The 24,114-nt window shown below is 60.8% G+C and carries 19 protein-coding genes, 2 tRNA genes and 1 pseudogene; 6 read left to right on the top strand and 16 right to left on the bottom strand.

Annotation, left to right across the window (positions count from 1 at the left end):
* Positions 1-138: 138 nt before the first annotated feature.
* The 4 genes from K3819_RS24480 to K3819_RS24465 form a co-directional block, all read right to left on the bottom strand.
* A complete protein-coding gene (locus tag K3819_RS24480) occupies positions 139-1,311 on the bottom strand; it encodes a hypothetical protein (protein ID WP_221398101.1) in 1,173 nt (390 codons plus the stop codon).
* Positions 1,312-1,372: 61 nt separating this feature from the next.
* Complete coding sequence (locus tag K3819_RS24475; RefSeq protein WP_221398100.1) at positions 1,373-3,100, bottom strand: J domain-containing protein; 1,728 nt, start codon at positions 3,098-3,100, stop codon at positions 1,373-1,375.
* Positions 3,101-3,111: 11 nt separating this feature from the next.
* Positions 3,112-4,809 (bottom strand): molecular chaperone HscC, encoded by a 1,698-nt coding sequence (locus tag K3819_RS24470; protein WP_085613410.1) that lies wholly within the window; start codon positions 4,807-4,809, stop codon positions 3,112-3,114.
* A 199-nt stretch (positions 4,810-5,008) separates the two neighbouring features.
* The gene (locus K3819_RS24465; protein ID WP_221398099.1) at positions 5,009-6,427 is read right to left on the bottom strand and encodes a short-chain fatty acid transporter; all 1,419 of its coding nucleotides are present in this window, start codon (positions 6,425-6,427) and stop codon (positions 5,009-5,011) included.
* A gap of 199 nt (positions 6,428-6,626) precedes the next feature.
* Here K3819_RS24465 and K3819_RS24460 point away from each other — a divergent pair, with 199 nt between their 5' ends.
* From K3819_RS24460 to K3819_RS24450, 4 genes and pseudogenes are all read left to right on the top strand, one after another.
* Positions 6,627-7,940, top strand: coding sequence for an MFS transporter (locus tag K3819_RS24460; RefSeq protein ID WP_064599409.1), 1,314 nt, complete (start codon positions 6,627-6,629; stop codon positions 7,938-7,940).
* Between the two features lie 68 nt (positions 7,941-8,008).
* Positions 8,009-8,788: pseudogene (locus K3819_RS29825) on the top strand (PAS domain-containing protein); the annotation flags it as partial.
* Between the two features lie 156 nt (positions 8,789-8,944).
* Positions 8,945-9,376, top strand: a complete 432-nt coding sequence (locus tag K3819_RS29820; RefSeq protein WP_371857749.1) for a methyl-accepting chemotaxis protein — start codon at positions 8,945-8,947, stop codon at positions 9,374-9,376.
* Between the two features lie 86 nt (positions 9,377-9,462).
* Positions 9,463-10,062 (top strand): flavin reductase family protein, encoded by a 600-nt coding sequence (locus K3819_RS24450; protein ID WP_221398098.1) that lies wholly within the window; start codon positions 9,463-9,465, stop codon positions 10,060-10,062.
* An 88-nt stretch (positions 10,063-10,150) separates the two neighbouring features.
* Here K3819_RS24450 and ggt read toward each other — a convergent pair whose 3' ends face one another.
* Positions 10,151-11,983: a gamma-glutamyltransferase gene (ggt, locus tag K3819_RS24445; RefSeq protein ID WP_085613404.1), complete on the bottom strand. Its 1,833-nt coding sequence runs from the start codon at positions 11,981-11,983 to the stop codon at positions 10,151-10,153.
* 154 nt (positions 11,984-12,137) lie between these two features.
* Here ggt and K3819_RS24440 point away from each other — a divergent pair, with 154 nt between their 5' ends.
* On the top strand, positions 12,138-13,244 hold the full coding sequence (locus K3819_RS24440) for a DUF2817 domain-containing protein (RefSeq protein ID WP_221398097.1): 1,107 nt from the start codon (positions 12,138-12,140) through the stop codon (positions 13,242-13,244).
* Positions 13,245-13,320: 76 nt separating this feature from the next.
* Here the strand turns inward: K3819_RS24440 and K3819_RS24435 are convergent, their stop codons facing one another.
* From K3819_RS24435 to K3819_RS24420, 4 genes are all read right to left on the bottom strand, one after another.
* The gene (locus K3819_RS24435; RefSeq protein WP_221398096.1) at positions 13,321-13,572 is read right to left on the bottom strand and encodes a bacteriocin immunity protein; all 252 of its coding nucleotides are present in this window, start codon (positions 13,570-13,572) and stop codon (positions 13,321-13,323) included.
* A 6-nt stretch (positions 13,573-13,578) separates the two neighbouring features.
* Positions 13,579-14,829 carry an S-type pyocin domain-containing protein gene (locus K3819_RS24430; protein WP_221398095.1) on the bottom strand — a complete coding sequence of 417 codons (1,251 nt, stop codon included), beginning with the start codon at positions 14,827-14,829 and terminating at the stop codon, positions 13,579-13,581.
* A gap of 224 nt (positions 14,830-15,053) precedes the next feature.
* Positions 15,054-15,130: transfer RNA gene (locus K3819_RS24425), tRNA-Met, on the bottom strand.
* Between the two features lie 115 nt (positions 15,131-15,245).
* The gene (locus K3819_RS24420) at positions 15,246-17,303 is read right to left on the bottom strand and encodes a methyl-accepting chemotaxis protein (protein ID WP_221398094.1); all 2,058 of its coding nucleotides are present in this window, start codon (positions 17,301-17,303) and stop codon (positions 15,246-15,248) included.
* A 333-nt stretch (positions 17,304-17,636) separates the two neighbouring features.
* Here K3819_RS24420 and K3819_RS24415 point away from each other — a divergent pair, with 333 nt between their 5' ends.
* Positions 17,637-18,854, top strand: coding sequence for an MFS transporter (locus K3819_RS24415; protein ID WP_085668193.1), 1,218 nt, complete (start codon positions 17,637-17,639; stop codon positions 18,852-18,854).
* 63 nt (positions 18,855-18,917) lie between these two features.
* Here K3819_RS24415 and ychF read toward each other — a convergent pair whose 3' ends face one another.
* The 7 genes from ychF to lolB all read right to left on the bottom strand — a co-directional run bounded on the left by ychF (position 18,918) and on the right by lolB (position 24,114).
* A complete protein-coding gene (ychF, locus tag K3819_RS24410) occupies positions 18,918-20,018 on the bottom strand; it encodes a redox-regulated ATPase YchF (protein WP_007951727.1) in 1,101 nt (366 codons plus the stop codon).
* Positions 20,019-20,040: 22 nt separating this feature from the next.
* Positions 20,041-20,625 carry an aminoacyl-tRNA hydrolase gene (gene pth, locus K3819_RS24405; RefSeq protein ID WP_221398093.1) on the bottom strand — a complete coding sequence of 195 codons (585 nt, stop codon included), beginning with the start codon at positions 20,623-20,625 and terminating at the stop codon, positions 20,041-20,043.
* 171 nt (positions 20,626-20,796) lie between these two features.
* Entirely contained in the window at positions 20,797-21,399 is a 603-nt protein-coding gene (locus tag K3819_RS24400; protein WP_011335926.1) for a 50S ribosomal protein L25/general stress protein Ctc, read from the bottom strand.
* A 141-nt stretch (positions 21,400-21,540) separates the two neighbouring features.
* On the bottom strand, positions 21,541-22,482 hold the full coding sequence (locus K3819_RS24395; protein ID WP_003171603.1) for a ribose-phosphate pyrophosphokinase: 942 nt from the start codon (positions 22,480-22,482) through the stop codon (positions 21,541-21,543).
* A gap of 47 nt (positions 22,483-22,529) precedes the next feature.
* Positions 22,530-22,604, bottom strand: a tRNA-Gln gene (locus K3819_RS24390).
* Between the two features lie 37 nt (positions 22,605-22,641).
* Complete coding sequence (gene ispE / locus K3819_RS24385; protein WP_221398092.1) at positions 22,642-23,493, bottom strand: 4-(cytidine 5'-diphospho)-2-C-methyl-D-erythritol kinase; 852 nt, start codon at positions 23,491-23,493, stop codon at positions 22,642-22,644.
* A gap of 3 nt (positions 23,494-23,496) precedes the next feature.
* The gene (gene lolB, locus K3819_RS24380) at positions 23,497-24,114 is read right to left on the bottom strand and encodes a lipoprotein insertase outer membrane protein LolB (protein ID WP_039766346.1); all 618 of its coding nucleotides are present in this window, start codon (positions 24,112-24,114) and stop codon (positions 23,497-23,499) included.

Raw genomic sequence — 24,114 nt, 5'->3', positions numbered from 1 at the left:
CGTCCTGTCAGTCCTGCAACACGATGATTGGATCCAAGATCCCGCAAATCACACTAACGGTCTACTGTCAGATCTGACAGGCGAAATAGACGCTTTCCCGGGTCAGCCAGGGCTGACACGGGAAGAACGTCCGATTGCTCAGAGGTGGGCGGCGGGCGCGGCCATGTCCGGCAATGGGCTTTTCAGCTCTTGTAGCTGGGATTTGACCGGTGAGGTCGAGCAGGTTTTGTCCGCTTGTGCCACGGTCTCGTTGCGGATCGTGGTGTAGAACAGCTCGCAGGTCTTGGCTTTCTGCGTCACTTGCCAGGTCTGGGTACAGCTGTTGAGCAGTGTTTTCGGGTCGGTGCCTGGTTTGCTGCCCATCCCGGCCTGCCAGCAGGCGGCGCTCAAGTCCTGACCCATCACCTTCAGACCCGCGGCATCGGCCTTGGCCTGGGCATCGTCGCCGGTGTAGTTGCTCGGATCGGCGGCGTACCAGATGTAGCTCGGGTGGTTGGAACCCAGCACCGGCACATTTACGCCCGCACTCGGGCTGATGGTCGCCAGGCCCAGTACATTCACGCTCGCACCGTATTGCTGCTTGATCCAGTTACGCACCGGCGCACCAAAGGCAACCATTGGCAGTACGGCGCCGCTGGCGTTCTGGCTGACCTGCTTGACCATGGTGGTCTGGTAGTCCTTGAAGTAGTCGTACACGCCTTCCAGATCCTTGCCGGCGCTGGCAGGCGCGGCGATCGGGGCGATGTCGATGATGGTCTGGTAGGCCGGCGTCTGGTCGGCGGGGATGCCATTGTCGGTCAGCAGCGCGGCCCAGCGGTCGGTGGTGTTCGAGCGCAGGTAATCCTGGGCCTGGGTCAGCGAGTAATCCGGCGGGAAGTGCAGCAGCTCGACACTCTTGCGGTTTTCCAGCGCCATGCCCAGTGGCAGGAACAGGTACCAGCTATACGCCCATTTGCCGTCGGCGTTGAGCTTGCTGGCGCCGGTGTAGGCCAGATCGCCGGCGTCCAGCAGCGCGGTCAGCGGTTTGTCGTAACCCTGTGGTACGCCGCTGATTTCGGCATAGAGCTGATCGTTGTCGTTTTTCACCAGCACTTTGGCGTTGGTGTAGCCGTCACGCTGCACGCTCTGGCTCAGGTAGTGGGCGACGGTCTGCTCCAGCGTCCAGTTGCGAAAGCAGATCACGCTGCAATTGTTGGGGTAGGCGAAGAGGCGGGTGACGCGTTCGGTGCTGCCCAGTTTCAGGTCGACATCGGCGTGGGCGGCGGCGCTCAGCGTGAGCGCCGCGAGGGTGAGGCCTGCAAGTTTCAACATGCTCAGATCCTTTTCAGCGAGGGTAAAACCTTGGTGGAGGGCAATCCGGCTCGCGTCTAGCCTAGCCGGGGAACAGGAGTTTCAGCGAATAACCAAGCTGACTCGCAAGAATCACGCCGGTCATGACCACCAGAAACAGCAGTTGCAACGGGCTGAAATGCGCCCAGTGCAGCGCGGTCAGCCATGGGTGCTTGTCGCTGAACTCCGGGTCGAGCGTGCCGATGCGCCGCTTGTGCCAGAGCCCGATCAGGATCACCCCGATATAGGTGAAGGCTCCCAGACCACCGAGCATGACCGAGAACAGCAGGATCATCACGGCTTGCGGTACGCCATGGCGCAGCACGAGCCAGCGGGTATCAGGGTTCCATCGGCGTGGAATGATCCTTTCGGTCAACCACAGATCCTGAACGATCAAATGGGCGCTGATCAGAAACCAATAACTCAAGCCGATCCGGAAAAACCAGACAGGAACGCAGGCGAAGGCCAGGGGAATGACGATGCTCATCGCCGTGGTCTTGTGCTCGGCGGGCAGATAGAACAGCCACAGCGCCAGCGCAATCGCGGCCCATGACCGCACCCAGGTTTCGGCGGCGATGTAGCGCGGCAGAAACCGTCGCCAGTAGAAGACGTCGGCATAGGGCAAGCGGGCAAGCAGGTCGGGGAAGCGCCACTTGAGGGTCTCCGACAGCTGCTGGCAGGCCTGCCAGTCCGCCGGAATGAAGCGGTCGGTCAGGTCTTTGTGTTGCCGCGGCTTCATCGGGCTGATCAGCATGCGCGCGGCCAGTGCGTCGGGCGACCCGTTGCGCAGATCTTCGGCCCGGGCGCAAAGAGTGTCGTAGAGGCTTTCCTGGTTGCAGCGCTCGATCAGCGCCTGCCAGAGCCAGTCCGGTTGCGGATGAATGCCCTTGGTGTCGTCCCAGCCAAATAATTGGGAGATACGGTCGAACAGCGGAACGCTCCACTCTGTGTCCTGCAGCAGTTGCAGAATGATCTGCTGCCAGTGTTCCCGACGGTCGAACACCTGGAGCCACGGTTGGGCCGTATAAGTCCTGAGCAGCGCGAGAAATTCGCGCTCGTTTTGCGAAGCGAGCAGCGTTTCCAGCGATTGCCGGTAATCCGTCAGCAGCTCGTTGGCGAGAATGCTGCGCTGCCCGTCGCCGATGACGATCTCCTGCCAGGGGCCCAGCCAACCCAGGTGCTGCACCGCCCAACGGGCAATCGAAAGGCGCAGGGCGGGCTGAGCGAAGCACAACGTCAGCAACAATGTCTGGAACGCCTGCGCACAATCCTGCTGGCGCGCTTGCTCCCAGCGCTCGTCCAGGTTGGCTTCCGAGAGGCCGTTCAGCAATTGCGATGCGGCTTCAATGGCCGGGTCGGCGGTCGGCTGCTCGGGCTCCAGGTTAAGAGGCTCCGGATTCAGGGGCTGTACCCGCAAGATCGGCGATTCGAGCGGTGCTTCGGGCGCGGCCGGGGTCACCGGTTCAAATAGCGCCGCAGGGTAATCCCAGGCATCGGTCCCGGTCTTCTGCAGCGGCTGAGCCATGGACTGCTCTTGTGCCGCCAGCGCGGCGATCCCCGGAGCCTGCATGACGTCGCCGTGTTCCTCGGTCTCTTCGTTTTCCAGGCGCCATTGGGCAATCGACAGTGCGCGCTCATAGGCCTCGCGCAGGCGCTGGAAGCCTGCGGCATCCTCATCTGGCCGGAAGACTTTCAGCAGACGCGCATAGCTGCGCTTGATATCACGCAGCCCGGCGTCTTCGGGCAGTTGCAGGACGGACCAGCATTCCATGTCGTGCTTCCTTACTGCCAGGGGCTGCGGTCGAGGGCGCTCAACTGCTTGCTCAGTTCGGTGCGGGTCTCACGGATCTGCCGCTCGTCCTGAGAGTCCAGGGCGTGCTGGAATTGCTTGGCCCAATGGCCGATCTGATCGCGCAAGTCGCCCAGGCTTTCCTGATACAGACGTTCCAGTCGTGCACTGAGCAGGGTGTTCACCTGTTGCTCGCGCGGATGGATCTTCAATTGCGCCAAGGCTTGCAGACGCTGCTGGATTTCCTCGGGCGTCAGCACGCCGGGGTTGTTCTCGATGACCAGCGAGTGTTGCTGACCGGTCAGGGGGATGCTGACCTGGGCTTCGAGCAAGCCGTTGTTGTCGTAGGTGAAGCGTACATCCAGCTCGACTTCGCCGGCCTTGCGCTTGGGCACCTTGATGTCCAGTTGGCCGAGCGCCACGTTGTCTTTGACCAGGCGGCTTTCGCCCTGAAAGATTTTTACGACCACCTGTTCCTGATTGTCGTGAAGGGTCTGCACGGTTTTCACCCGGCTGACCGGTACGATGCTGTTGCGCTCGATGATCGGCAGGTAATGACCGCTCTCATACTGGCGACCGACCTGGGTGGAGGTCTCGATCCCCAGGGTGTAGGAGCAGACATCGGTGAGCACCACTTCTTCCAGCGCGGCCGAACGGGCCTTGAGCGCTGCCTGAATGGCGGCGCCCTGTGCCACGACCTGATCCGGATCGAGGCTGATCGACGGGAAGCGGCCGAACAGCCCGGCAGCCAGTTTGCGCACCAGTGGCATGCGGGTGGTGCCGCCGACCAGCAGGATTTCGTCGAGGTCGCTGACGCGGATGCGTGCGTCGCGCAGGGCTCGTTCGATCGGCGCGCGCAGGCGTTCGAGCAGCGGCATGTACAGCGTCGCCATTTGCGCCTGGGTGATGGTCTGGGTCCATTGTTTTTCGCCGACTTGCACTCGGAATTCGGCGCTGGCGTCCTGGCCCAGTGCGCGGCGCACACGCTCGGCTTCGCGGCGCAGCGGCTGGAGGATGGTGGAGCGCTCGGGGAAATCCGACACGTTGCGATGTTGGTCGATAAAGTGCTCGAGCAACACGTTGTCGAAATCCTCGCCACCGAGGAAGTTGTCACCGGCGCTGGCGCGCACTTCCATGACGCCTTCGAAGAGTTCGAGAATCGACACGTCAAAGGTGCCGCCGCCCAGGTCGAACACCAGGAACGAGGTTTCCTTGTCCCGTTGGTGCAGGCCGTAGGCGAGTGCGGCGGCGGTGGGTTCGTTGATCAGCTTTTCGACTTTCAGGCCCGCCAGCTCACCGGCGATACGCGTGGCCTTGCGCTGGGCGTCGCTGAAATAGGCCGGCACGCTGATCACGGCTTCCGTGACGGTCTGGCCGTAGGTGCGCTCGACGTCTTCTTTCAGGCTCTTGAGCACCAGCGCCGACAATTCCTCAGGGCGGAATTTTTTATCCCCGAGGTAAACCTCCGTGGCGCTGCCCATGTGTCGCTTGAACAGCGAAGCCGTCAGGCGCGGATGAGTGTGCAGACGCTCACGGGCGGCTTGTCCGACCAGAATCCGGCCCTGATCGTCCAGACCCACCACGCTGGGTGTCAGGAACTGCCCCAGGGCGTTGGGCACCAACTCGGTGGCGTCGCCCTGCCATACGGCAACAAGGCTGTTGGTGGTTCCCAGGTCAATCCCGACGATCATTGCAACGAACTCCCTTTGCGCTCTGACAAAAAATGAAACAGATATTGGCGCGCAAGAATATTACCGAGGCAGTGGCGCGGTAAAGAAAGATGATGGCTCTGAGCCATTATTTGCGACAGGCAACCGCAGAAAGGATCGTTCGGGGCGTTTTTGTCGAAGAGAGGACAGGGCGCCGGAGCCGGCACCCTGTCGTCATCGCTTACGGCATTACGGGCGGTAGATAGGAAAGCGTCGTGCCCAGCGCCCACAGCAACACCAGCACCAGCGGCGTGTGCACCAGCAATTGCACGAACGAGAAACCGATCAGATCCCGCGCCTTCAGCCCCAGCACGCCCAGCAACGGCAGCATGTAGAACGGGTTGATCAGGTTCGGCAGGGCTTCGGCGGCGTTATAGATCTGCACCGCCCAGCCGAGGTGATAGTTCAGATCGTTGGCCACCTGCATCACGTACGGCGCTTCGATGATCCACTTGCCGCCGCCGGACGGAATGAAAAAGCCGAGAATCGCCGAGTACACGCCCATCAGCAGTGCATAGGTGTCGTGGGAGGCAATGCTGACGAAGAAGGTCGAGATGTGATGGGCCAGAGTCTGGGCGTCAGTGCCCTTGACCGTGGTCATCAGCGCCGCAATCGAGCCGTACAGCGGGAACTGGATCAGCACACCGGTGGTGGTCGGCACGGCGCGGGACACCGCGTCGAGGAAACTGCGCGGGCGCCAGTGCAGCAACGCGCCGAGCATGATGAACAGAAAGTTGTAGGTGTTGAGCCCGGAAATCGCAGTGATTGCCGGTTTGGCAGAGAACTCGTGGAACAGCCATCCGGCCGCCAGCAGCACCAGCAGAATGATCAGCAGCGGGCTGTGTTCCAGCCATTCGCCTGGGCGGGTGCGCGGTTGCAGCGGCGGCAGGTTGAAGGCCGGGTCGATGCCGCAGGCCTTGGCGTCACGTGCCGAGTTCGGGCCGGGCGCGGTGGCGTAGGCGACGATGATCGAAATCACGATCAGCGCCAGCAGCATGACTCCCGACTGCCAGAGGAAAATCGTCTGGGTGAACGGAATCACCCCGGTGATCGACAGGATCGACGGCGGCAGGCTGGCCGGGTTGGCCTGCAACTGCGCGGCGGACGACGACAGCCCCAAGGCCCACACGGCTCCGAGGCCAAGGTAGGCGGCGGCACCGGCGGCGCGGTAGTCCATTTTCAGATCGGTGCGGCGGGCGAGGGCGCGGACCAGCAGGCCGCCGAACACCAGCGACAGCCCCCAGTTGAGCAAGGACGCGACCATCGAGATCAGCGCAACCCAGGCCACGGCGGAGCGGCCGTTCTTCGGGATCCGCGCCAGGCGATCGATCAGCTTCACGGCAGGCGGCGAACTGGCCACCACGTAACCGCCGATCACCACAAAGGCCATCTGCATGGTGAACGGGATCAGGCTCCAGAACCCGTCCCCGAAGGCCATGGCGGCGTCGGTGGGTTTGGCACCCATAGCCAGGGTCGCCAGCGCGACGATGATCACCGCCAGCGCGGCGAAGACCCAGGAGTCGGGAAACCAGCGTTCGGCGAAACTTGAACAGCGCAAGGCAAAGCGCGCAGAGCGGCTATCTTCGATATCAACGGCCACGGGAGTACCTCGGATTTTTATGTTTATTGTGGTCTTCGGGGCTTGGCCGGCCCGTCTGGACAGGTGCCAACAGTAAATCAACCGGCGGATTTTTGTGACCGTGTTTTGCCGAATCAGACTATGGTCTAACGGGTTGTCCGGCGGCCTGTTTGCGTAGACCATGGGCGCCTTGGTTTTTTGCCTGCCAGAGTTCTTTGCCATGACTGCCCATTCCACAGCCCGACCGGCGCCGTTCAGCCGTTCCGACTACAAGACCCTCGGCCTTGCGGCCCTGGGCGGGGCGCTGGAGATCTACGATTTCATCATTTTCGTGTTCTTCGCCCTGACCCTCAGCCAGCTGTTCTTCCCGCCGGAAATGCCCGAGTGGCTGCGCCTGCTGCAAAGTTTCGGGATCTTCGTCACCGGCTATCTGGCGCGCCCGCTGGGCGGAATCCTGATGGCGCATTTCGCCGACCGGTTGGGGCGCAAGAAGGTTTTCAGCCTGAGCATCCTGATGATGGCGCTGCCGTGCCTGCTGATCGGGATCATGCCGACCTACGCGCAAATCGGCTATTTCGCACCGCTGTTGCTGCTGGCGCTGCGCATCCTGCAAGGCGCAGCGGTGGGCGGTGAAGTGCCGAGCGCCTGGGTGTTTGTGGCCGAGCACGCGCCGGCCGGCCATCGCGGTTATGCCCTGGGCTTTCTGCAGGCCGGTTTGACCTTCGGTTATTTGATCGGCGCACTGACTGCGACCTTCCTGGCGCAAGTGTTCACCCCCGCCGAAGTGCTGGATTACGCCTGGCGTTATCCGTTCCTGCTCGGCGGCGTGTTCGGTGTGATCGGCGTCTGGTTGCGCCGCTGGCTGAGCGAAACCCCGGTGTTCATGGCCATGGAGGCGCAGCGCGAGGCGCGGGTCGAACTGCCGCTGCGCACCGTGCTGCGCGATCATCGCCTGGCCATGTTGCCGGCGATGCTGCTGACCTGCGTGCTGACCTCGGCGGTGGTGGTGTTCGTGGTCATCACCCCGACCATGATGCAGAAATCCTTCGGCATGACTGCCGGCCACACTTTTGCGCTCAGCGCATTGGGCATCGTCTTCCTGAATATCGGCTGTGTGATTGCCGGCCGGCTGGTCGATCGCATCGGCGCGTGGCGCACGGTCATGCTCTACAGTCTGTTGCTGCCACTGGGGATCGGCCTGCTTTACACCTGCCTGATCAGCGGCGGTGACTGGGTCGGTCTGGCTTACGCCGTCGCCGGATTGTGCTGTGGCGTGGTCGGTGCGGTGCCGTCGGTGATGGTCAGCCTGTTCCCGGCGCGGATCCGCGTTTCCGGGATCTCCTTCACCTACAACATTGCCTACGCCGCCTGGGCGAGTGTCACACCGTTGCTGCTGATCGGTCTGATGCCGTGGAGTCCGTGGATCTGTGTGATGTTCTGCGCGGTGATGGGCGCGGTAGGTGTCGCCAGTGCGGCGTATTTTGGTTCGCGAATGCCACGCGCGGAGCGGTGTGCCGTGGCCGGCACCGCCTGAGTTGTCGAGGCGTAACTATTTTTGTAGGACACGCCTCAAACGCTCTTCAGAAAAGCCCTCCAAGGCCGATGGTTAGGCTGTGTGTCCGCTATCCATCCAGTCCATCGGTGCTCTCCCCCATGTTCAACAAACGCCTGAAGCAAGAGCTGGCGGCTCTTCGTGAAGAACTCTCCAGCCTTCTGCAAGTGAAGGAGAGCCTGGAAAGCGAGATGCTGGTGCTCAATCTCGAGCCTGACGGACGGATTCAGTCGGTCAACCAGAACTTCCTCAGCGAAATGCTCTACAAGAGCCACGACCTGATCGGCCGCGCCATCGAAGACATCGTGCCGGCCCATGTGAAATCCGACGAGTTTCATCACCGCTTCAAGGCCGCTTTGACCCGTGGCGAGCATTTCGCCGGCGCTGTGCGTCTTTCCCGCGGTAATGGCGAAGAGGCGTGGTTGCGTTCGATCGTGCAGCCGATTCGTTCATCGGATGGCCGGATCAAACATTTTTCGATTTTCTCCAGCGACCTGACCCGCACCATCGAGGCCTCCCGCGAACACGAAAACCTGATCGGCGCACTGGTGCGTTCGACCGCCGTGATCGAGTTCGACCTCAGCGGAAACGTGCTGAGTGCCAACGACCGGTTTCTCCAGGGCATGGGTTACAGCCTGGCGCAGATCAAGGGCAAACATCACCGCCAGTTCTGCGAGCCGGAGGAGTACAACAGCGCCGAGTACCAGAACTTCTGGCGTCGCCTGAACAACGGCGAATTTGTCGCCGGCCGTTTCAAGCGGATCGACAGCCATGGTCGTGTCGTCTGGCTGGAGGCGTCTTACAACCCGGTGCTCGATGCCAACGAAAAACTCTACAAAGTGGTGAAGTTCGCCACGGTGATCACCGATCAGGTCAATCAGGAACAGGCCGTTGCCGATGCCGCCAATATCGCCTACAGCACGTCCCTGCAGACCGACAGCACGGCCCAGCGCGGCACCCGTGTGGTGACTGAAGCGGTCAATGTGATGCGCGATTTGTCCAGGCACATGCAGACTGCCGGCGAAGGCATCGAGGCGCTGAACGAGCAATCCCAGGTGATCGGCACCATCGTCAAGACCATCAGCGGCATTGCCGAACAGACCAACCTGCTGGCGCTTAACGCCGCCATCGAAGCCGCTCGCGCCGGTGAACAGGGGCGCGGGTTTGCGGTGGTGGCCGACGAAGTGCGGCAACTGGCCTCGCGGACCAGCCAGGCGACCGAAGAAATCGTCGGCGTGGTGCGCCAGAACCAGGACATGGCGCGCAACGCCGTGGCCCTGATGACCGACGGCAAGCAACAGGCCGAACAAGGGCTGGCGCTGGCGGCCGAGGCCGGTACGGTGATCGTCGAGATCCAGGACGGCGCGCAGAAAGTGGTGAACGCGGTCGGCCAGTTTGCCAATCAGTTATCCAGCTGATGCTGTCAGGCGAAGGGATTGTCCATGGCAATCCCTTCGCGGTTTTTATCCCGCTACAATCGGCTCTTTTTCCCGGAGCAGATCCCATGAGCGAGTCTTTCCGTCGCCCGGTTCCCCTGAACAAAGCCTACCGCCTGCTCAATCACGGGCCGACCGTGCTGGTCAGCGCCGCCCATGCCGGGCAGCGCAACATCATGGCCGCGGCGTGGGCCATGCCGCTGGATTTCGAACCGCCGAAAGTCGCGGTGGTCCTCGACAAATCAACCTGGACCCGGCAACTGCTCGAGGCGTCGGGCACCTTCGTTCTCAACGTTCCTTGTGTGAATCAGGCTGACATCGTGCAGACCGTCGGCTCGACTTCAGGCCTGGAAATCAATCGCGATCAAGGTCAGGACAAGTTCCAGGCGTACGGCTTGCAAAGCTTCGCTGGCGAGCAGGTCGAGGCACCGATGCTGGACGGTTGTGTGGCCTGGCTCGAATGCCGGTTGCTGCCGGAGCCGCGCAATCACGAACAGTACGATCTGTTTCTGGCCGAGGTGATTGCGGCGCAGGCTGATTCGCGGGTGTTCAGCGATGGACGCTGGCATTTTGAAGGGCATGACGGCTTGCGCACTCTGCACCATGTGGCTGGCGGGCATTTCCTGACGATTGGCAATCCGGTGGATGGCAAGACGCTTGAGGTTTGAGCGCCGCTGAATGACAAGTCATGGCCGGATGTTGCAATACAAAAAAGGCTTACCTCTCGGTAAGCCTTTTTCAGTTGGCAGCGTTGATTCAATCCCCCAACGCTACTCCTTCGCGCCGAGGATCTGCCCCACCTGACAGCGTTGCCTTCCCCGCAGCATCCTTGACCCGCACGATGGCCTGGGTGCCGCTGGTCATGTCGATTTCGTTGACGGTGTGGCCCTTGTCCTTGAGTGCCTGGATCAGCGTCGGGCTGAACTGGCCCTGTTCCAGTTCAGTGGGGCCGTTGCGGCTGCCGAAGTTGGGCAGGCTGATGGCGCTTTGAGGGTCGAGGTTCCAGTCGAGCAGGCCGACGGTGGTTTTGGCCACGTATTCGATGATCTGCGAGCCGCCGGGAGAGCCAACGGTGGCGACGAACTCGCCGCTGTTGCGGTCGAAGATCAGGGTCGGCGCCATCGACGAGCGCGGGCGTTTGCCGGGCTCCACGCGGTTGGCGACTTTCTGTCCGTTCTCTTCCGGGATGAACGAGAAGTCGGTCATCTGGTTGTTGAGCAAGAAGCCCTGAACCATCAGGTGCGAGCCGAAGGCTGCTTCGATGGTGGTGGTCATCGACACGGCGCCACCGAAGTCATCCACGGCAACCACTTGCGAGGTGGAAATGCGCAGCGGCGAGCGATCCGGCGCGTAGGCGACCTGCACGCCCGGAGGTGTGCCGGGTTTGGCTGTGCCCATGCTGCGTTCGCCGATCAGGCTGGCGCGGCTGGCCAGGTAACCTGGATCGACCAGGCCCTTGACCGGCACCGGCACAAAGTCGGTATCGGCTACGTATTGCGCGCGGTCGGCGTAGGCCAGGCGCTCGGCTTCGGCGATCAGGTGCACGGCTTGCGGTGCCGGTTCGATGCCGGCCGGTTTATCGGTCTTCACAGGCTTGAGCGGCGTCAGGGACAGGCGCGGATCGCGGGTTTCCAGCGCCTGCAAGGTGCCGAGAATCTGCGCCACCGCAATCCCGCCCGATGACGGCGGCGGCATTCCGCAAACTTGCCAGCGCTTGTAGTCGGTGCACAGGGGCGCGCGTTCCTTGGCCTGATAGTGCTGAAGGTCGGTCAGCGACAGGCTGCCGGGGTTGGCGTGACCCTGAACCTTGGCCACGATCTCTTCGGCGATCGGGCCTTTGTACAGTGCGTCCGCACCTTCGTTGGCGATGCGTTTGAGAACGGCGGCCAGCGCCGGGTTCTGCAAGCGAGTTCCGACGGCTTTGACGCTGCCATCGCTGTTCAGAAAGTACTTGGCCATGTCCGGCGAGCGGCGAATCACCGGGTCGGACTCCAGCAGCGAATGCAGGCGCGGGGAGATCGCAAAACCCTGCCCGGCCAGTTTGATCGCCGGCTCGAACAATGTTGCCCACGGCAAGCGGCCGTGCTTTTTGTGCGCCAGTTCCAATGCACGCATCACGCCCGGCGTGCCGACGGAGCGTCCACCGATCTGCGCCTGCGGGAACGGCATCGGTTTGCCGTCGGCTTGTAGAAACAGCTTTTCGGTCGCACCGGCCGGTGCGGTTTCGCGACCGTCATAGGTGCGCACCTGTTTACCATCCCACAGCACGATCATCGCGCCACCGCCGATCCCCGAGGACTGCGGTTCGACCAGGGTCAACACGGCTTGCATTGCAATGGCGGCATCGATGGCGGAACCACCCTGACGCAACATCTCGCGCCCGGCCTCGGCGGCTAATGGATTGGCAGCGGCGGCCATGTGTTTTTCGGCGTGGCTGGCTTGCAGGCCGGTGCGGTAACCGGAGGCGGCTTCCGGTGCCAGCGGCAGGGTCGAGGAGGGCGGGGCGTTGCAGGCCGTGAGGGCGATGGCGCTGACGATCAGCGTCAAGGCGGGCAGGCGGAAACGGTTCAGGGGCAGGGCTGGAAACACGCGGGGCTCTCCGTCCGTGGGATAAAAGTCTGACGGACTGTATCGACCGGCCGTGTACGACGCAAACCGCAGGTGTGTTTGTCCTTCATGCCTTGGCGAATTTTCTGTAGGGTCAGAGCCAATAGTGAAGCCAGAACAATCAACAGAGGCCGCCATGCACAACGCATTTCCGACACAGCCCAGCTATCGCGAACAGCGCGAGCGCTTTCTTGCCGCCGCGAAGGTGGCGGGTGCCACGCTCTCTTTGTACGTGCATCCGCTCAATGGGCCGTTTGGCGAGTCTTTGGGTACCGATGTCGCGGTGCTGGGGGATCCAGCGGCCAAACGGCGCCTGGTGGCGCTCAGCGGCACCCACGGTGTTGAGGGTTATTACGGTTCGGAGTGCCAGATCGACTGGCTGAAGCATTTCACGCCGGAGTCGCTGCCGAAGGATGTCGCGGTGGTGATGGTTCACCTGATCAACCCGTGGGGCACGGCATGGCTGCGGCGGGTCAATGAAGACAACATCGACCTCAACCGCAATCACCTGGATTTCAACCGACCGCTTCCGGACAACCGTGCTTACGCCGCGCTGCATGAAATCTACGCCTGCACCGACTTGAATGGTCCCGAGCGGCAAAAGGCTGATGCCTTGCTCGATGCGCAAATTGCCGAGCATGGCTGGCCGGCAGTCATGTCGATTGTCGAGGGCGGGCAGCACAGTCATCCCGACGGATTGTTTTTTGGCGGGCTCGCGCCGAGCTGGTCGAATCGCACGCTGCATTCAATCATCGAGAGTCATCTGGCCGGTGCTGAAACCGTGATGTGTTTCGACCTGCACACCGGCGCCGGCGAGTACGGGCATCCGATGCTGCTGACGATTACCCAGGCGCCGTATCCGGCACTGGCCCAAGCGCAATCCATTTACGGCCCGTGGCTCTACACGCTGCACACCGGTGCCGAAACCTTGAGTGATACCGGTGTTGCGGCAACCGCTACGGGTTACACCTCGCAGGCGCTGCTTAGTGCGCTGCCGAATGTGCAACTGATGCCGTTCGTGATCGAGTGCGGGACTTACCCAGGGCCGGACGTGCATCGTTACCTGCGCGACGATCACTGGCTGCATCTGCATGGCAATCCGCTGGATGCGACGGGGCGCGAGATCAAACTGAATCTGCTGGAGCAGTTCTATCCCGCCGATCCGGACTGGCGGGCGATGGTCGGTTTACGGACGCGGCAGATTTGGGCGAAGGGGCTCAGGGCGTTAGGGGGCGAGGCATAAACAAACGGCTTGCCTTTCGGTAAGCCGTTTTGACTGCTTGGATATTTGCAGTGGTGGGACTATGGCCGGCTGATGTTCACTGCTTGAAGCCTGGCAGTCCGTTGGTAGCACGCCATTCTTTTACGGTCTTCGTAATGCCCACGGCAGAGTCGTCCTCTCCTGGTTCGGGATAAAAAATCAAGTCGGTGCCATCCGGGTGACCCGTAAGCTTTCTGAATTGTGCCAGCAGCTCGCCAAGCTCCGTATCCGATCCACTTTTATTGGTGGCACGTATTTTTTCGATGAAACGGATAAATTCGGTTTCAGTGTATTCAGATATTTTTTCCATGTGTGTTCACTGTTTTTTATGTTGAAAGATGTGATTTTTAGGGGTGTTGATTCGGAGGTTGTCTATGTCGTAGACAGCGCCGCCATCAGTAATCCGCTCGACGTGATGTATTTCAAATACCCCTCTTGTGCCTACAGACTCCCTGTCTCGAACCGCGGGTGCGTTGCCCGACATTAAACGATCTTGGGCATCCGAATTGAACTGATCGAAAAGTTCTGGATCATCCCGCACGGCTTGCCAGAGTGCTTTTCTGAACGCGTCGAAACTTGAAAACTCCCGCCCTCTGAGCCTGTCCGCTATTCGCGTGGGAATTGGCACACCAATCCCCGTTCCTGCTCCCGCCAGCCATATCCCGGAAACATCCTCACCAATCCCCGTCACCGTCCCGGGCGTCAATCTGGCCGGCTTAGAAAACACCACATACAACGACTTCAACCCGGTCTCCGCCGGAAACGCCAGAATACAATCCTCGGCGGTGATGTCTTCGCCGGGCAGGATTTCAATCTGGCTGTCGGTGTTCGCGGCGATCGGGTGGACGAGGATCGTACTCAGTGCTTCGCCGTGCTCCGGGTGAACCAGCGGCGGCATCGATCCCAGCGGCCCGCGTTGCGGCGTCCACAAAATCGTGATGCCGTTGAGCTTCGCCTCCATGGCGCTCTTATCGCTGTTCCACTCGACTTTTACGGTACGCACCGAGTCGTCGCCCGAAGCGCCGGTGTGGATGCCGTAGACCTGCATGACCCCACCGGCATCACGCCGGAACTGGAAGCGCACGCGAGTGATGGCGCGGGGTAGGGTGCGCAGTTGTTCGTCGGTATAAAGGGTGCCGTCGCCCATTCTGGCCGGCAGCATCCCTAGGATGAAAACACTGGCCGGGCCTGTCGGACCACGGATTACCCAGTTGAGACGTTGCTGCAGAATTCCACCGCCCGCCATGCGCCCCAAGGCCAGATCGGCGCCGATTGCTTTCGCTACGACCTTACTGGCTGCGGGAAAGCGTATGGCGCCCGCCACCATGATCTTGCCGAAACTGGAGGCGGGCTCAGGTGTTGTGCCGGCATCCGTTCGACACCAGTTGTCCGGTGTGCAGGACTTGGCAAAAACCAGATCGTCGCGAGGTTTTGGGGATGGCCATTCGTCCGTCGGGACGTAGAGGGCCTCTGGCTTTCGGGGCGGAAACCAGGCGGCCCATGAGGCGCCACCGTTCGGAAGTTTTCGGCGCCAGATATCGTCGAAAGGGTCTCTGTCCGGGTCCATGACAACTCCCTGTCTGTCGTTGGATCGAGACAGGGGAGCTTGTCGGCCAATCGCGATGGCGATCAAATCGACTGGTAGGGATGCAGGTGCCTGAACGAACGAAAAATCCTCTTCGTACGCTTTTCGCACCCGGTTCCTACGGAGCCAGCCGATTCACTGAGGAAGGGCACTTTTCTCGAGGCATAAAAAAACGGCCTACCTTTCGGTAAGCCGTTTTTAGTACTTGGTGGCTACACAGGGACTTGAACCCCGGACCCCAGCATTATGAATGCTATGCTCTAACCAACTGAGCTATGTAGCCAAGTGGCGCGCATTATTCCCCTGAAATGGAAAAGCGTCAAGCGTAAATTCAAAATATTTCTTCTTATTTTCAACCGCTTATCCTCCCGCGCCGAAAATCGGCGCGGGAGGGGCTTTCAACGCAGCTGAAATCTTCCGGTGTTGGCACTCAAGGCATGGCTGCCCTGGCTCAAGGTGTCCGCCGCAAGATTCACGGCCCGCGCGCCTTCGAGCAGGCGAACCGCCGCCTGATCCACCTGCTGGATATTGCCGCTGACCTCATCGGCGGTGCTGGCCTGTTCTTCGACCGCCGTGGCGATCTGGGCGAGGGTGTCGGTGACGCTCTGCACGGCGCTGGCGATTTCCCCCAGGCGTTCGCCCAGTCCCGTGACGGCTTCCGCGTCCGATTGCGCCTGGCCGCATGCCGCTTCCATCAGGCTCACGGCTTCGTTGACCGTATTGCGCAGGCTGTCGACCGTACCGGCGATCTGCGCCGTGGATGATTGCGTACGTTGCGACAGGCTGCGCACCTCGTCGGCCACCACGGCAAAACCGCGACCCTGTTCACCCGCACGAGCGGCCTCGATGGCGGCGTTGAGCGCCAGAAGGTTGGTCTGTTCGGCGACGCCGCGAATGGTGTCGACCACCAATTGAATCTGCTGCCCTTGCTCGCTGACCCGGCCGAGCGCTGCGGCAGTTTCGTTCAGGCGCTGATTGAGCTGCTGGATACTCGCTGTGGTGCGTTGACTGTCACGGCTGCTGTCGGCAGCGATGCGCTGGGTGTGCTGGGCGCTGCCCGAAGCCTGTTCGCAACTCTGCGCCACGCCTTGGGACGTCGCCGCCAGTTGCGTGGCCGCTGCGGCGATCTGGCTGATCTGCAATTGCTGCGCCTCGACTTCGCTGAGAGCGCCGCTGGAGTGATCGTTGAGGCTGCGCACCGCATTGCTCAGTTGCGAAGTCTCGTGATCGACACCCAGCAGGCTGGTGCGCAGTTGCACCACCGCCACGTTAAGCGCGGTGCTGATCGACGCCAATTCATCACGGCCCACGACCGGCACTTGCAAGCTCAGATTGCCGTCGCGCAGAGCCTCGGCGAGCAGCGTGATGCCGCTGGCGCTACGACGGATCGAGGCTTGCAGGCACACGAACAAATATAGCGCCGCCAGCAACAGGCAACCGAAGACCGCCGCGACAACGATGAACTGACGAATCGCCGATCCGTGGTAGTCATCCAGCCGCTGATCCAGCGACACCAGCGATTGCTGGCGCAGCGTGGCGAGGTTGCCGAGCAGGGCGTCGAGGCTGCGCTCGAACTCTTCCGGCTTGAGATTGATGCTGCCGCCGAACACGCCGTCATCCAGCACTTTGAGACCGGCATCCAGCTGCTTGAGGCTGTCGTGATATTGCCCGGCCCAGCTTTGCAGAGCTGGCGGCAGACGCGCTTCAAGCAGGCCAGCGGTTTTTACCAACTGCTCGCGGGCATCGCCGATACGGCTGCGCAGGTCACGCAGTTGCAGACGGCTTTGCAGGGTGAACTGACCGGAAACCACGGACGCCTGGCCGACGGCTGCCAGTCGGCCGACCCGCTCGATCAGATCCGGTGCGTGCTGGGTGGAAATCTGTGTCAGCAGATAGGTTTCCAGCCATGGCGCGAGGATCAGGCGATTGTCCATCGCGATTTGCTCACGCAAAGCTTGCAGGGCGCTGAGGGCGTTGGTGAAGCGGTCGTAACCATCCGGCCACCAACCGACACCGGAAAGGCTTTTCGAGTCCAGACCGTTGAGCGCGGCTTGCAGGGCCTGATAGCGGGTCAGGGTTTCACCTTCCGCGCCTTCGGCTTGCAAGGCACTGCCCAGCTCCAGCGTCGCTTGGGCAACGGCAGGCTGCACGCCATCGAAGGCGGCCACGGCGGCCAGAGTCGCGGGTGTCGGCTGGCGGTTGGTTTCCGTGGCGCGCCAGCGGGCGGCGCGGTCGCGTTGGGCGGCGAGCAGGTTGTCGAGTGCATCGAGGGCGAGCAACTGCCGCACACCGGCACGTTCACCGGCGATCAGGTTAAGTTTGTCGCGATAGTCCTGGCCGATCATCAACAGGCTGCCGGCCAATGGCAGGATAAACAGCAGAAACAACAACTGGAATTTACGTGCGAACCCAAATCGCCCCAGCAACCTGATCCCCGGTGATAAAAAAGCCTGCATGCCCCATGACTCCTCTGGACACCACGCACCATCGGCGTGCATCGCGGTCGTTGCGACCGGGATTGGTGCCCTGCTAAAAGGCCTCGAAAGTTCACCCTTGCCCGCTCTGTAGGCCGGCTCTGTAGCGAAACTTCCCATTCTCGATGCCCTTTGTAAGGGCGCCGCGTTCAAGCGGATAAGCAAGGCAAGATTCAGACCATGGCGTTGCGCTATCACTTGTGGCGCGACGACTGAATAGTTCGTTAGCTGGCTAAGGGGATGGCGCTGGCGCACCGAAAAATGGCACATTGACGCACCTGCCCGCGTGCACCCATCTGCAGTCCGGAAATTCCCATGGCTATCAGCAACGTTCAGACCGCCGCTGCCTCGGCGTCCGCTCCTCCCCAGAGCAGTCCACTGGTGATGCGCATCATCGGCGCGGTGGCGCTGGCGCATTTGATCAATGACCTGATCCAGTCGGTGCTGCCGTCGATCTATCCGATGCTCAAGGCCAACTATGGTTTGAGTTTTACCCAGGTCGGCCTGATTACCCTGACCTTTCAGTTGACCGCGTCGCTGTTGCAGCCGTGGGTCGGTTATCACACCGACCGGCATCCGAAACCGTGGCTGCTGCCCGCCGGTTCCGTGTGCACGTTGATCGGCATTGTCATGATGTCGATGGTCGGCAGTTTCCCTCTTATCTTGCTGGCGGCGGCGCTGATCGGCATCGGCTCTTCGACCTTCCACCCTGAAGCTTCCCGCATCGCGCGGTTGGCCTCGGGCGGGCGTTTCGGTCTGGCGCAATCGACCTTTCAGGTCGGTGGTAACGCCGGTTCAGCCTTCGGCCCGTTGCTGGCAGCGGCGATCATCATTCCTTTCGGGCAGGGCAACGTGGCGTGGTTCGGGCTGTTCGCGGTGTTTGCGTTGTTCGTGCTCTATCGCATCAGTCGCTGGTACGCCCATCACCTGAACCTGTTCAAGCTCAAGGCCGGCCAGGCCGCCACTCATGGACTTTCGAAGGGCAGGGTGGTCAGTGCGCTGGTGGTGCTGGGTCTGCTGGTGTTCTCCAAGTATTTCTACATGGCCAGCCTGACCAGTTACTTCACCTTTTACCTGATCGAGAAGTTCGACCTGTCGGTGGCCAGTTCGCAGCTGCATCTGTTCCTGTTCCTCGGCGCGGTGGCGGCGGGTACGTTCTTTGGCGGGCCGATTGGCGACAAGATCGGGCGCAAGGCGGTGATCTGGTTCTCGATCCTCGGCGTGGCACCGTTCACGCTGCTCATGCCCCATGTCGACCTGTTCTGGACCAGCGTCCTGAGCGTGGTGATCGGCTTCATCCTGGCTTCGGCCTTCTCGGCGATTGTGGTGTACGCGCAGGAACTGGTGCCGGGCAATGTCGGGATGATTGCCGGGGTGTTCTTCGGTCTGATGTTCGGTTTCGGCGGGATTGGCGCGGCGTTGCTCGGTCATCTGGCGGACATTCACGGCATCGAATACGTGTACTTCCTGTGCTCGTTCCTGCCGCTGTTCGGGGTGCTGGCGATCTTCCTGCCAAGAACCAAGAAGGCCTGACGGGCCGAATTTCAGGCACAAAAAAGCCGCGTATCAAACGCGGCTTTTTCATGGGTGCAGCTTTTACACGTTGAAGCGGAAGTGCATCACGTCGCCGTCCTTGACGATGTAGTCTTTGCCTTCCAGGCGCCATTTACCGGCTTCCTTGGTGCCTGCTTCGCCCTTGTACTGGATGAAGTCGTTGTAGGCGATCACTTCGGCGCGGATGAAGCCTTTCTCGAAGTCAGTGTGGATCACACCAGCGGCTTGCGGTGCGGTGGCACCGACGCGGACCGTCCAGGCGCGGACTTCTTCGACACCGGCGGTGAAGTAGGTCTGCAGGTGCAGCATTTCGTAGCCGGCGCGGATCACGCGGTTCAGGCCAGGCTCTTCCAGGCCCAGGGCCTCGAGAAACATGTCTTTCTCTTCGCCGTCGTCCAGCTCGGCGATTTCCGCTTCGATCTTGTTGCAGACCGGAACAACCATCGCGCCTTCTTCTTCGGCGATGGCTTTGACCACGTCCAGATGCGGGTTGTTCTCGAAACCGTCTTCAGCGACGTTGGCGATGTACATGACCGGCTTGGTGGTCAGCAGGTGGAAGCCCTTGATGATCGCCTTTTCGTCGGCGCTCATGTTCTTCATCAGGCTGCGCGCAGGCTTGCCTTCGCTGAAGTGCGGGATCAGTTGTTCCAGCAGAGCCTTCTGGGCTACTGCGTCCTTGTCACCGCCCTTGGCGTTGCGCGCGACTTTCTGCAGTTGCTTCTCGCAGCTGTCGAGGTCGGCGAAGATCAGTTCCAGGTCGATGATTTCGATGTCGCGCTTCGGGTCGACGCTGTTGGAAACGTGGATCACGTTCTCGTCTTCGAAGCAGCGCACGACGTGAGCGATCGCGTCGGTTTCGCGGATGTTGGCCAGGAACTTGTTGCCCAGACCTTCACCTTTCGACGCGCCGGCAACCAGGCCCGCGATGTCGACGAATTCCATGGTGGTCGGCAGGATGCGCTTCGGATTGACGATGGCCGCCAGAGCGTCCAGACGCGGATCCGGCATCGGCACAATGCCGCTGTTCGGCTCGATGGTGCAGAAGGGGAAGTTCTCGGCCGCGATCCCGGATTTGGTCAGGGCGTTGAACAGGGTGGACTTGCCGACGTTAGGCAGGCCGACGATGCCGCAATTGAATCCCATGGTGTTTCCCCTCGGATTAGAGTCAGGCCTTCTGGCTGTGCAGGTTTTTCATCGCGCGGTTCCATTCACCGGCGAGGATATCCGGCAGCACGCCGAGGGCAAAGTCGATGCTGGCATCGAGTTTTTCCTGTTCGGCGCGTGGCGCACGACCCAGGACGAAATTTGAAACCATACTGGCGACGCCCGGGTGGCCGATGCCAAGCCGCAGGCGGTGGAACGTATTCTGATTGCCCAATTGCGCAATGATGTCGCGCAACCCGTTGTGACCGCCATGGCCGCCGCCGACTTTGAGTTTGGCGACGCCCGGAGGCAGATCGAGTTCGTCGTGTGCCACCAGGATCTCTTCAGGCTTGATGCGGAAGAAACCGGCGAGTGCCGCCACGGCCTGGCCGCTGCGGTTCATGTAGGTGGTGGGAATCAGCAGACGAACATCCTGAGCCTGATGCGAAAAACGCCCGGTCAGGCCGAAATACTTGCGATCGGCCACGAGATTCACATTCTGTGCGTGGGCGATGCGCTCAACAAAAAGGGCCCCTGCGTTATGCCGGGTCTGCTCGTATTCAGCGCCTGGATTTCCCAGGCCAACGATCAGTTTGATGGCAGTCACGATAGGGGCCCTTCCTTTGAGTGGTGGATAACATCGCCGCGATCAGGGAAGGCGGCGAAAGTGGACGAAAAATGCTCATTTACCATGGATGTAAACTCCGCGTTCCCGCCCGCTTTCTCGCTACGTTCCAGTCCGCGATGTTACCTGCTCACTCAGGCATGACAGAGTGAATTACTCTGCTGCGCCTTCTTCGGTAGCTTCTGGAGCAACACGTGGAGCGTGGACGTTGGCAACAGCCTTGTCATCGCCGTGTGCCAGAGCAACGAACTCAACGCCTTTAGGAGCCTTGATGTCCGACAGGTGAACGATGGTGCCGATTTCAGCGTTAGCCAGGTCGACTTCGATGAACTCAGGCAGATCTTTCGGCAGGCAGGAAACTTCGATCTCGGCAACAACGTGCGAGATTTCGCCGCCTTTCTTCACTGGAGCAGCTTCGTTGATGAAGTGCACAGGAACGATAGCGGTCAGTTTCTGGCCAGCTACAACGCGTACGAAGTCAGCGTGCATCACGTGGCCTTTGGCCGGGTGACGTTGCAGAGCCTTGATGATCACGTTCTGCTTGGTGCCACCAACGTTCAGTTCGATAACGTGGCTGTAGGCAGCTTCGTTTTCGAGCAGTTTGGCAACTTCTTTAGCCAGCATGCTGATGGATTCAGGGGCTTTGTCGCCACCGTAAACAACAGCTGGAACCAGGGCAGCGAGACGACGCAGGCGGCGGCTCGCACCTTTCCCCAGGTCGGAACGCAGTTCAGCATTCAAAGTAAAATCGTTCATTTTGTATCTCCAAAATAGCCATGACCGAGTGGCGTTTGCGACCAGCGCCGAACACGGTATGGGCAAAAAAGCCCCGCCCCGGCAGAAATGCCGGGGCGGGGCGCTTTTCGTCAACGAGACATTTCGAGAAGGGCAGGGCCCTTAACGGAACATCGCGCTGATCGATTCTTCATTGCTGATGCGGCGAACCGCTTCGGCAACAACCGGTGCGATATCCAGTTGACGGATACGTGCACAGGCTTGTGCTGCAGCGGACAGCGGGATGGTGTTAGTGACCACCAGCTCGTCCAGCACGGAATTTTCGATATTCTCGATGGCCCGACCCGACAGCACAGGGTGTGTGCAGTAGGCAAAGACCTTGGCTGCGCCATGCTCTTTCAGGGCCTTGGCCGCGTGGCACAGAGTGCCGGCGGTATCGACCATGTCATCGACCAGGATGCAGGTACGCCCTTCGACATCACCGATGATATGCATCACTTCAGAGTGATTGGCTTTTTCACGGCGTTTGTCGATGATCCCGAGATCCACGCCCAGGGATTTGGCAACGGCACGTGCACGCACGACGCCACCAATGTCCGGGGACACGATCATCAGGTTCTCGAAGCGCTGATCTTCGATGTCATCCACCAGAACCGGGGAGCCGTAGATGTTATCTACCGGAATATCGAAGAAGCCCTGAATCTGGTCAGCATGCAGATCAACCGTGAGAACACGGTCGATGCCGACTACGGTGAGCATGTCAGCAACGACTTTCGCGCTGATAGCCACACGTGCGGAACGCGGACGGCGATCCTGACGGGCATAACCAAAATAAGGAATAACAGCAGTGATACGAGTAGCCGAGGAGCGGCGGAAGGCATCAGCCATCACTACCAGTTCCATCAGGTTATCGTTGGTCGGAGCGCAAGTCGGCTGAATAATGAAGACGTCTTTACCGCGAACGTTTTCATTGATCTCGGCTGTAATTTCGCCGTCGGAGAATTTACCGACAGAGATGTCACCGAGAGGGATATGCAGCTGACGTACGACACGCCGAGCCAGATCGGGGTTAGCGTTCCCCGTAAAGACCATCATCTTGGACACGCGCAGTACCTGAAGGCTGAGGGTATACCTGGATGAGTATAGGAAAATGGCAGGGGCGGCTGGATTCGAACCAACGCATGGCAGGATCAAAACCTGCTGCCTTACCGCTTGGCGACGCCCCTGTATCTGTTGCTTGCAAGTGCCGGGCACTTGATTCCTTTAGAGCAGACTTTGCAGCTTGCGATGCAACATCGAAACGTTGCTTCCTTTTGCTACAAACCCTGTAAGGGTCTCTGTCAGAAGGGCCGAGACTTTATCAGCTTCAGCTTTGCTTGGGAAGCCCCCAAACACACAACTTCCAGTTCCGGTGAGTTTTGCTTCGGTAAAATTACCTAACAAATTCAATGCGTTACGTACTTCTGGATAACGCCTCGAGACCACCGGCAAGCAGTCATTTCGACTGTTTCCCTCGGGAACGGGGCGCACTTTAATGGGCGGCGTGTTACGTGTCAACAAAGGATCTGAAAAAATTTCTGCCGTACTAACAGAGACTTGCGGAACGAGCACGACGTACCACGGTTCGGCGGGCTCGACCGGGGTCAGTTTCTCGCCGACACCTTCGGCGAAAGCTGCGTGGCCACGCACGAACACCGGCACGTCCGCGCCCAGCGTCAGGCCCAGTGCTGCCAGGCGATCTTCATCCCAACCCAGTTGCCACAAATGATTGAGACCGAGCAGGGTGGTGGCCGCATTCGAGCTGCCGCCACCAATGCCGCCGCCCATCGGCAGGATCTTGTCGATCCAGATATCGATGCCGAGCGAGCAGCCGGATTGTTCCTGGAGTTTCTTCGCAGCGCGCACGATCAGATTGCTGTCGCGGGGCACGCCTTCGAATTCGGTGTGCAGGCGAATCACGCCGTCGTCACGTACGGCGAAGGTGATTTCGTCGCCGTAGTCGAGGAACTGAAAAAGCGTCTGCAACTCGTGATAACCGTCTTCACGACGACCGAGAATGTGCAGCATCAAATTGAGTTTGGCTGGCGAAGGCAAAGTGAGGCGTGGAGCGGTCATGCGTTATTGCCCCAATTTGCGCGGTTGCCAGGTCTTGATGACCAGCGTCACGTCCAGATCGGTACCGTGCAGCTTGATCCGCTCGGGCAGCCAGTAACCGTTCTGTTCGGCATAGCTGAGGTATTCGACCTGCCAGCCATCCTGATCCAGATTGGCCAGACGGCTGTTGCCGTCCAGGGTCAGACGGCTTTTGCTGTCCGGTGCCGGGAGGCCTCGAACCCACCAGGCCAGATGCGAGACCGGCAGTTTCCAGCCCAGTTGCTCTTCGACCAGCGCTTCCGGAGTCGGCGCTTCATAACGGCCCTGATTCGCCACTTCCAGCGACACTGCGCCCGGACGGCCGGTCAGTCGCGCCGCGCCACGACCCAGCGGGCCGGACAGGCGGATGTCGTAGTAATCCTGACGTTGCAGCCAGAACAGCGTGCCGCTGCCCGAATCTTTCGGGGCGCGGATGCCGATCTTGCCGTCGATCTGCCAGCCGTCGAGGCCGGTCAGTTGTTGTTTGTGCTCGCGCCATTGGCCCGGATTGCCGTGGCCTTCGACCGATTCACGGGCGCCGAAGCCCGCGCAACCGGCGAGCAGGGCGATGAAGCTGAAAACTATGACGTGGCGCAAAAACAT

The sequence above is a fragment of the Pseudomonas sp. 3-2 genome (assembly GCF_019710535.1).
GTDB lineage: Bacteria > Pseudomonadota > Gammaproteobacteria > Pseudomonadales > Pseudomonadaceae > Aquipseudomonas > Aquipseudomonas pharyngis.
Note: the sequence above shows the minus strand (reverse complement) of the source record. Positions and strands in the feature narration are given on the sequence as shown.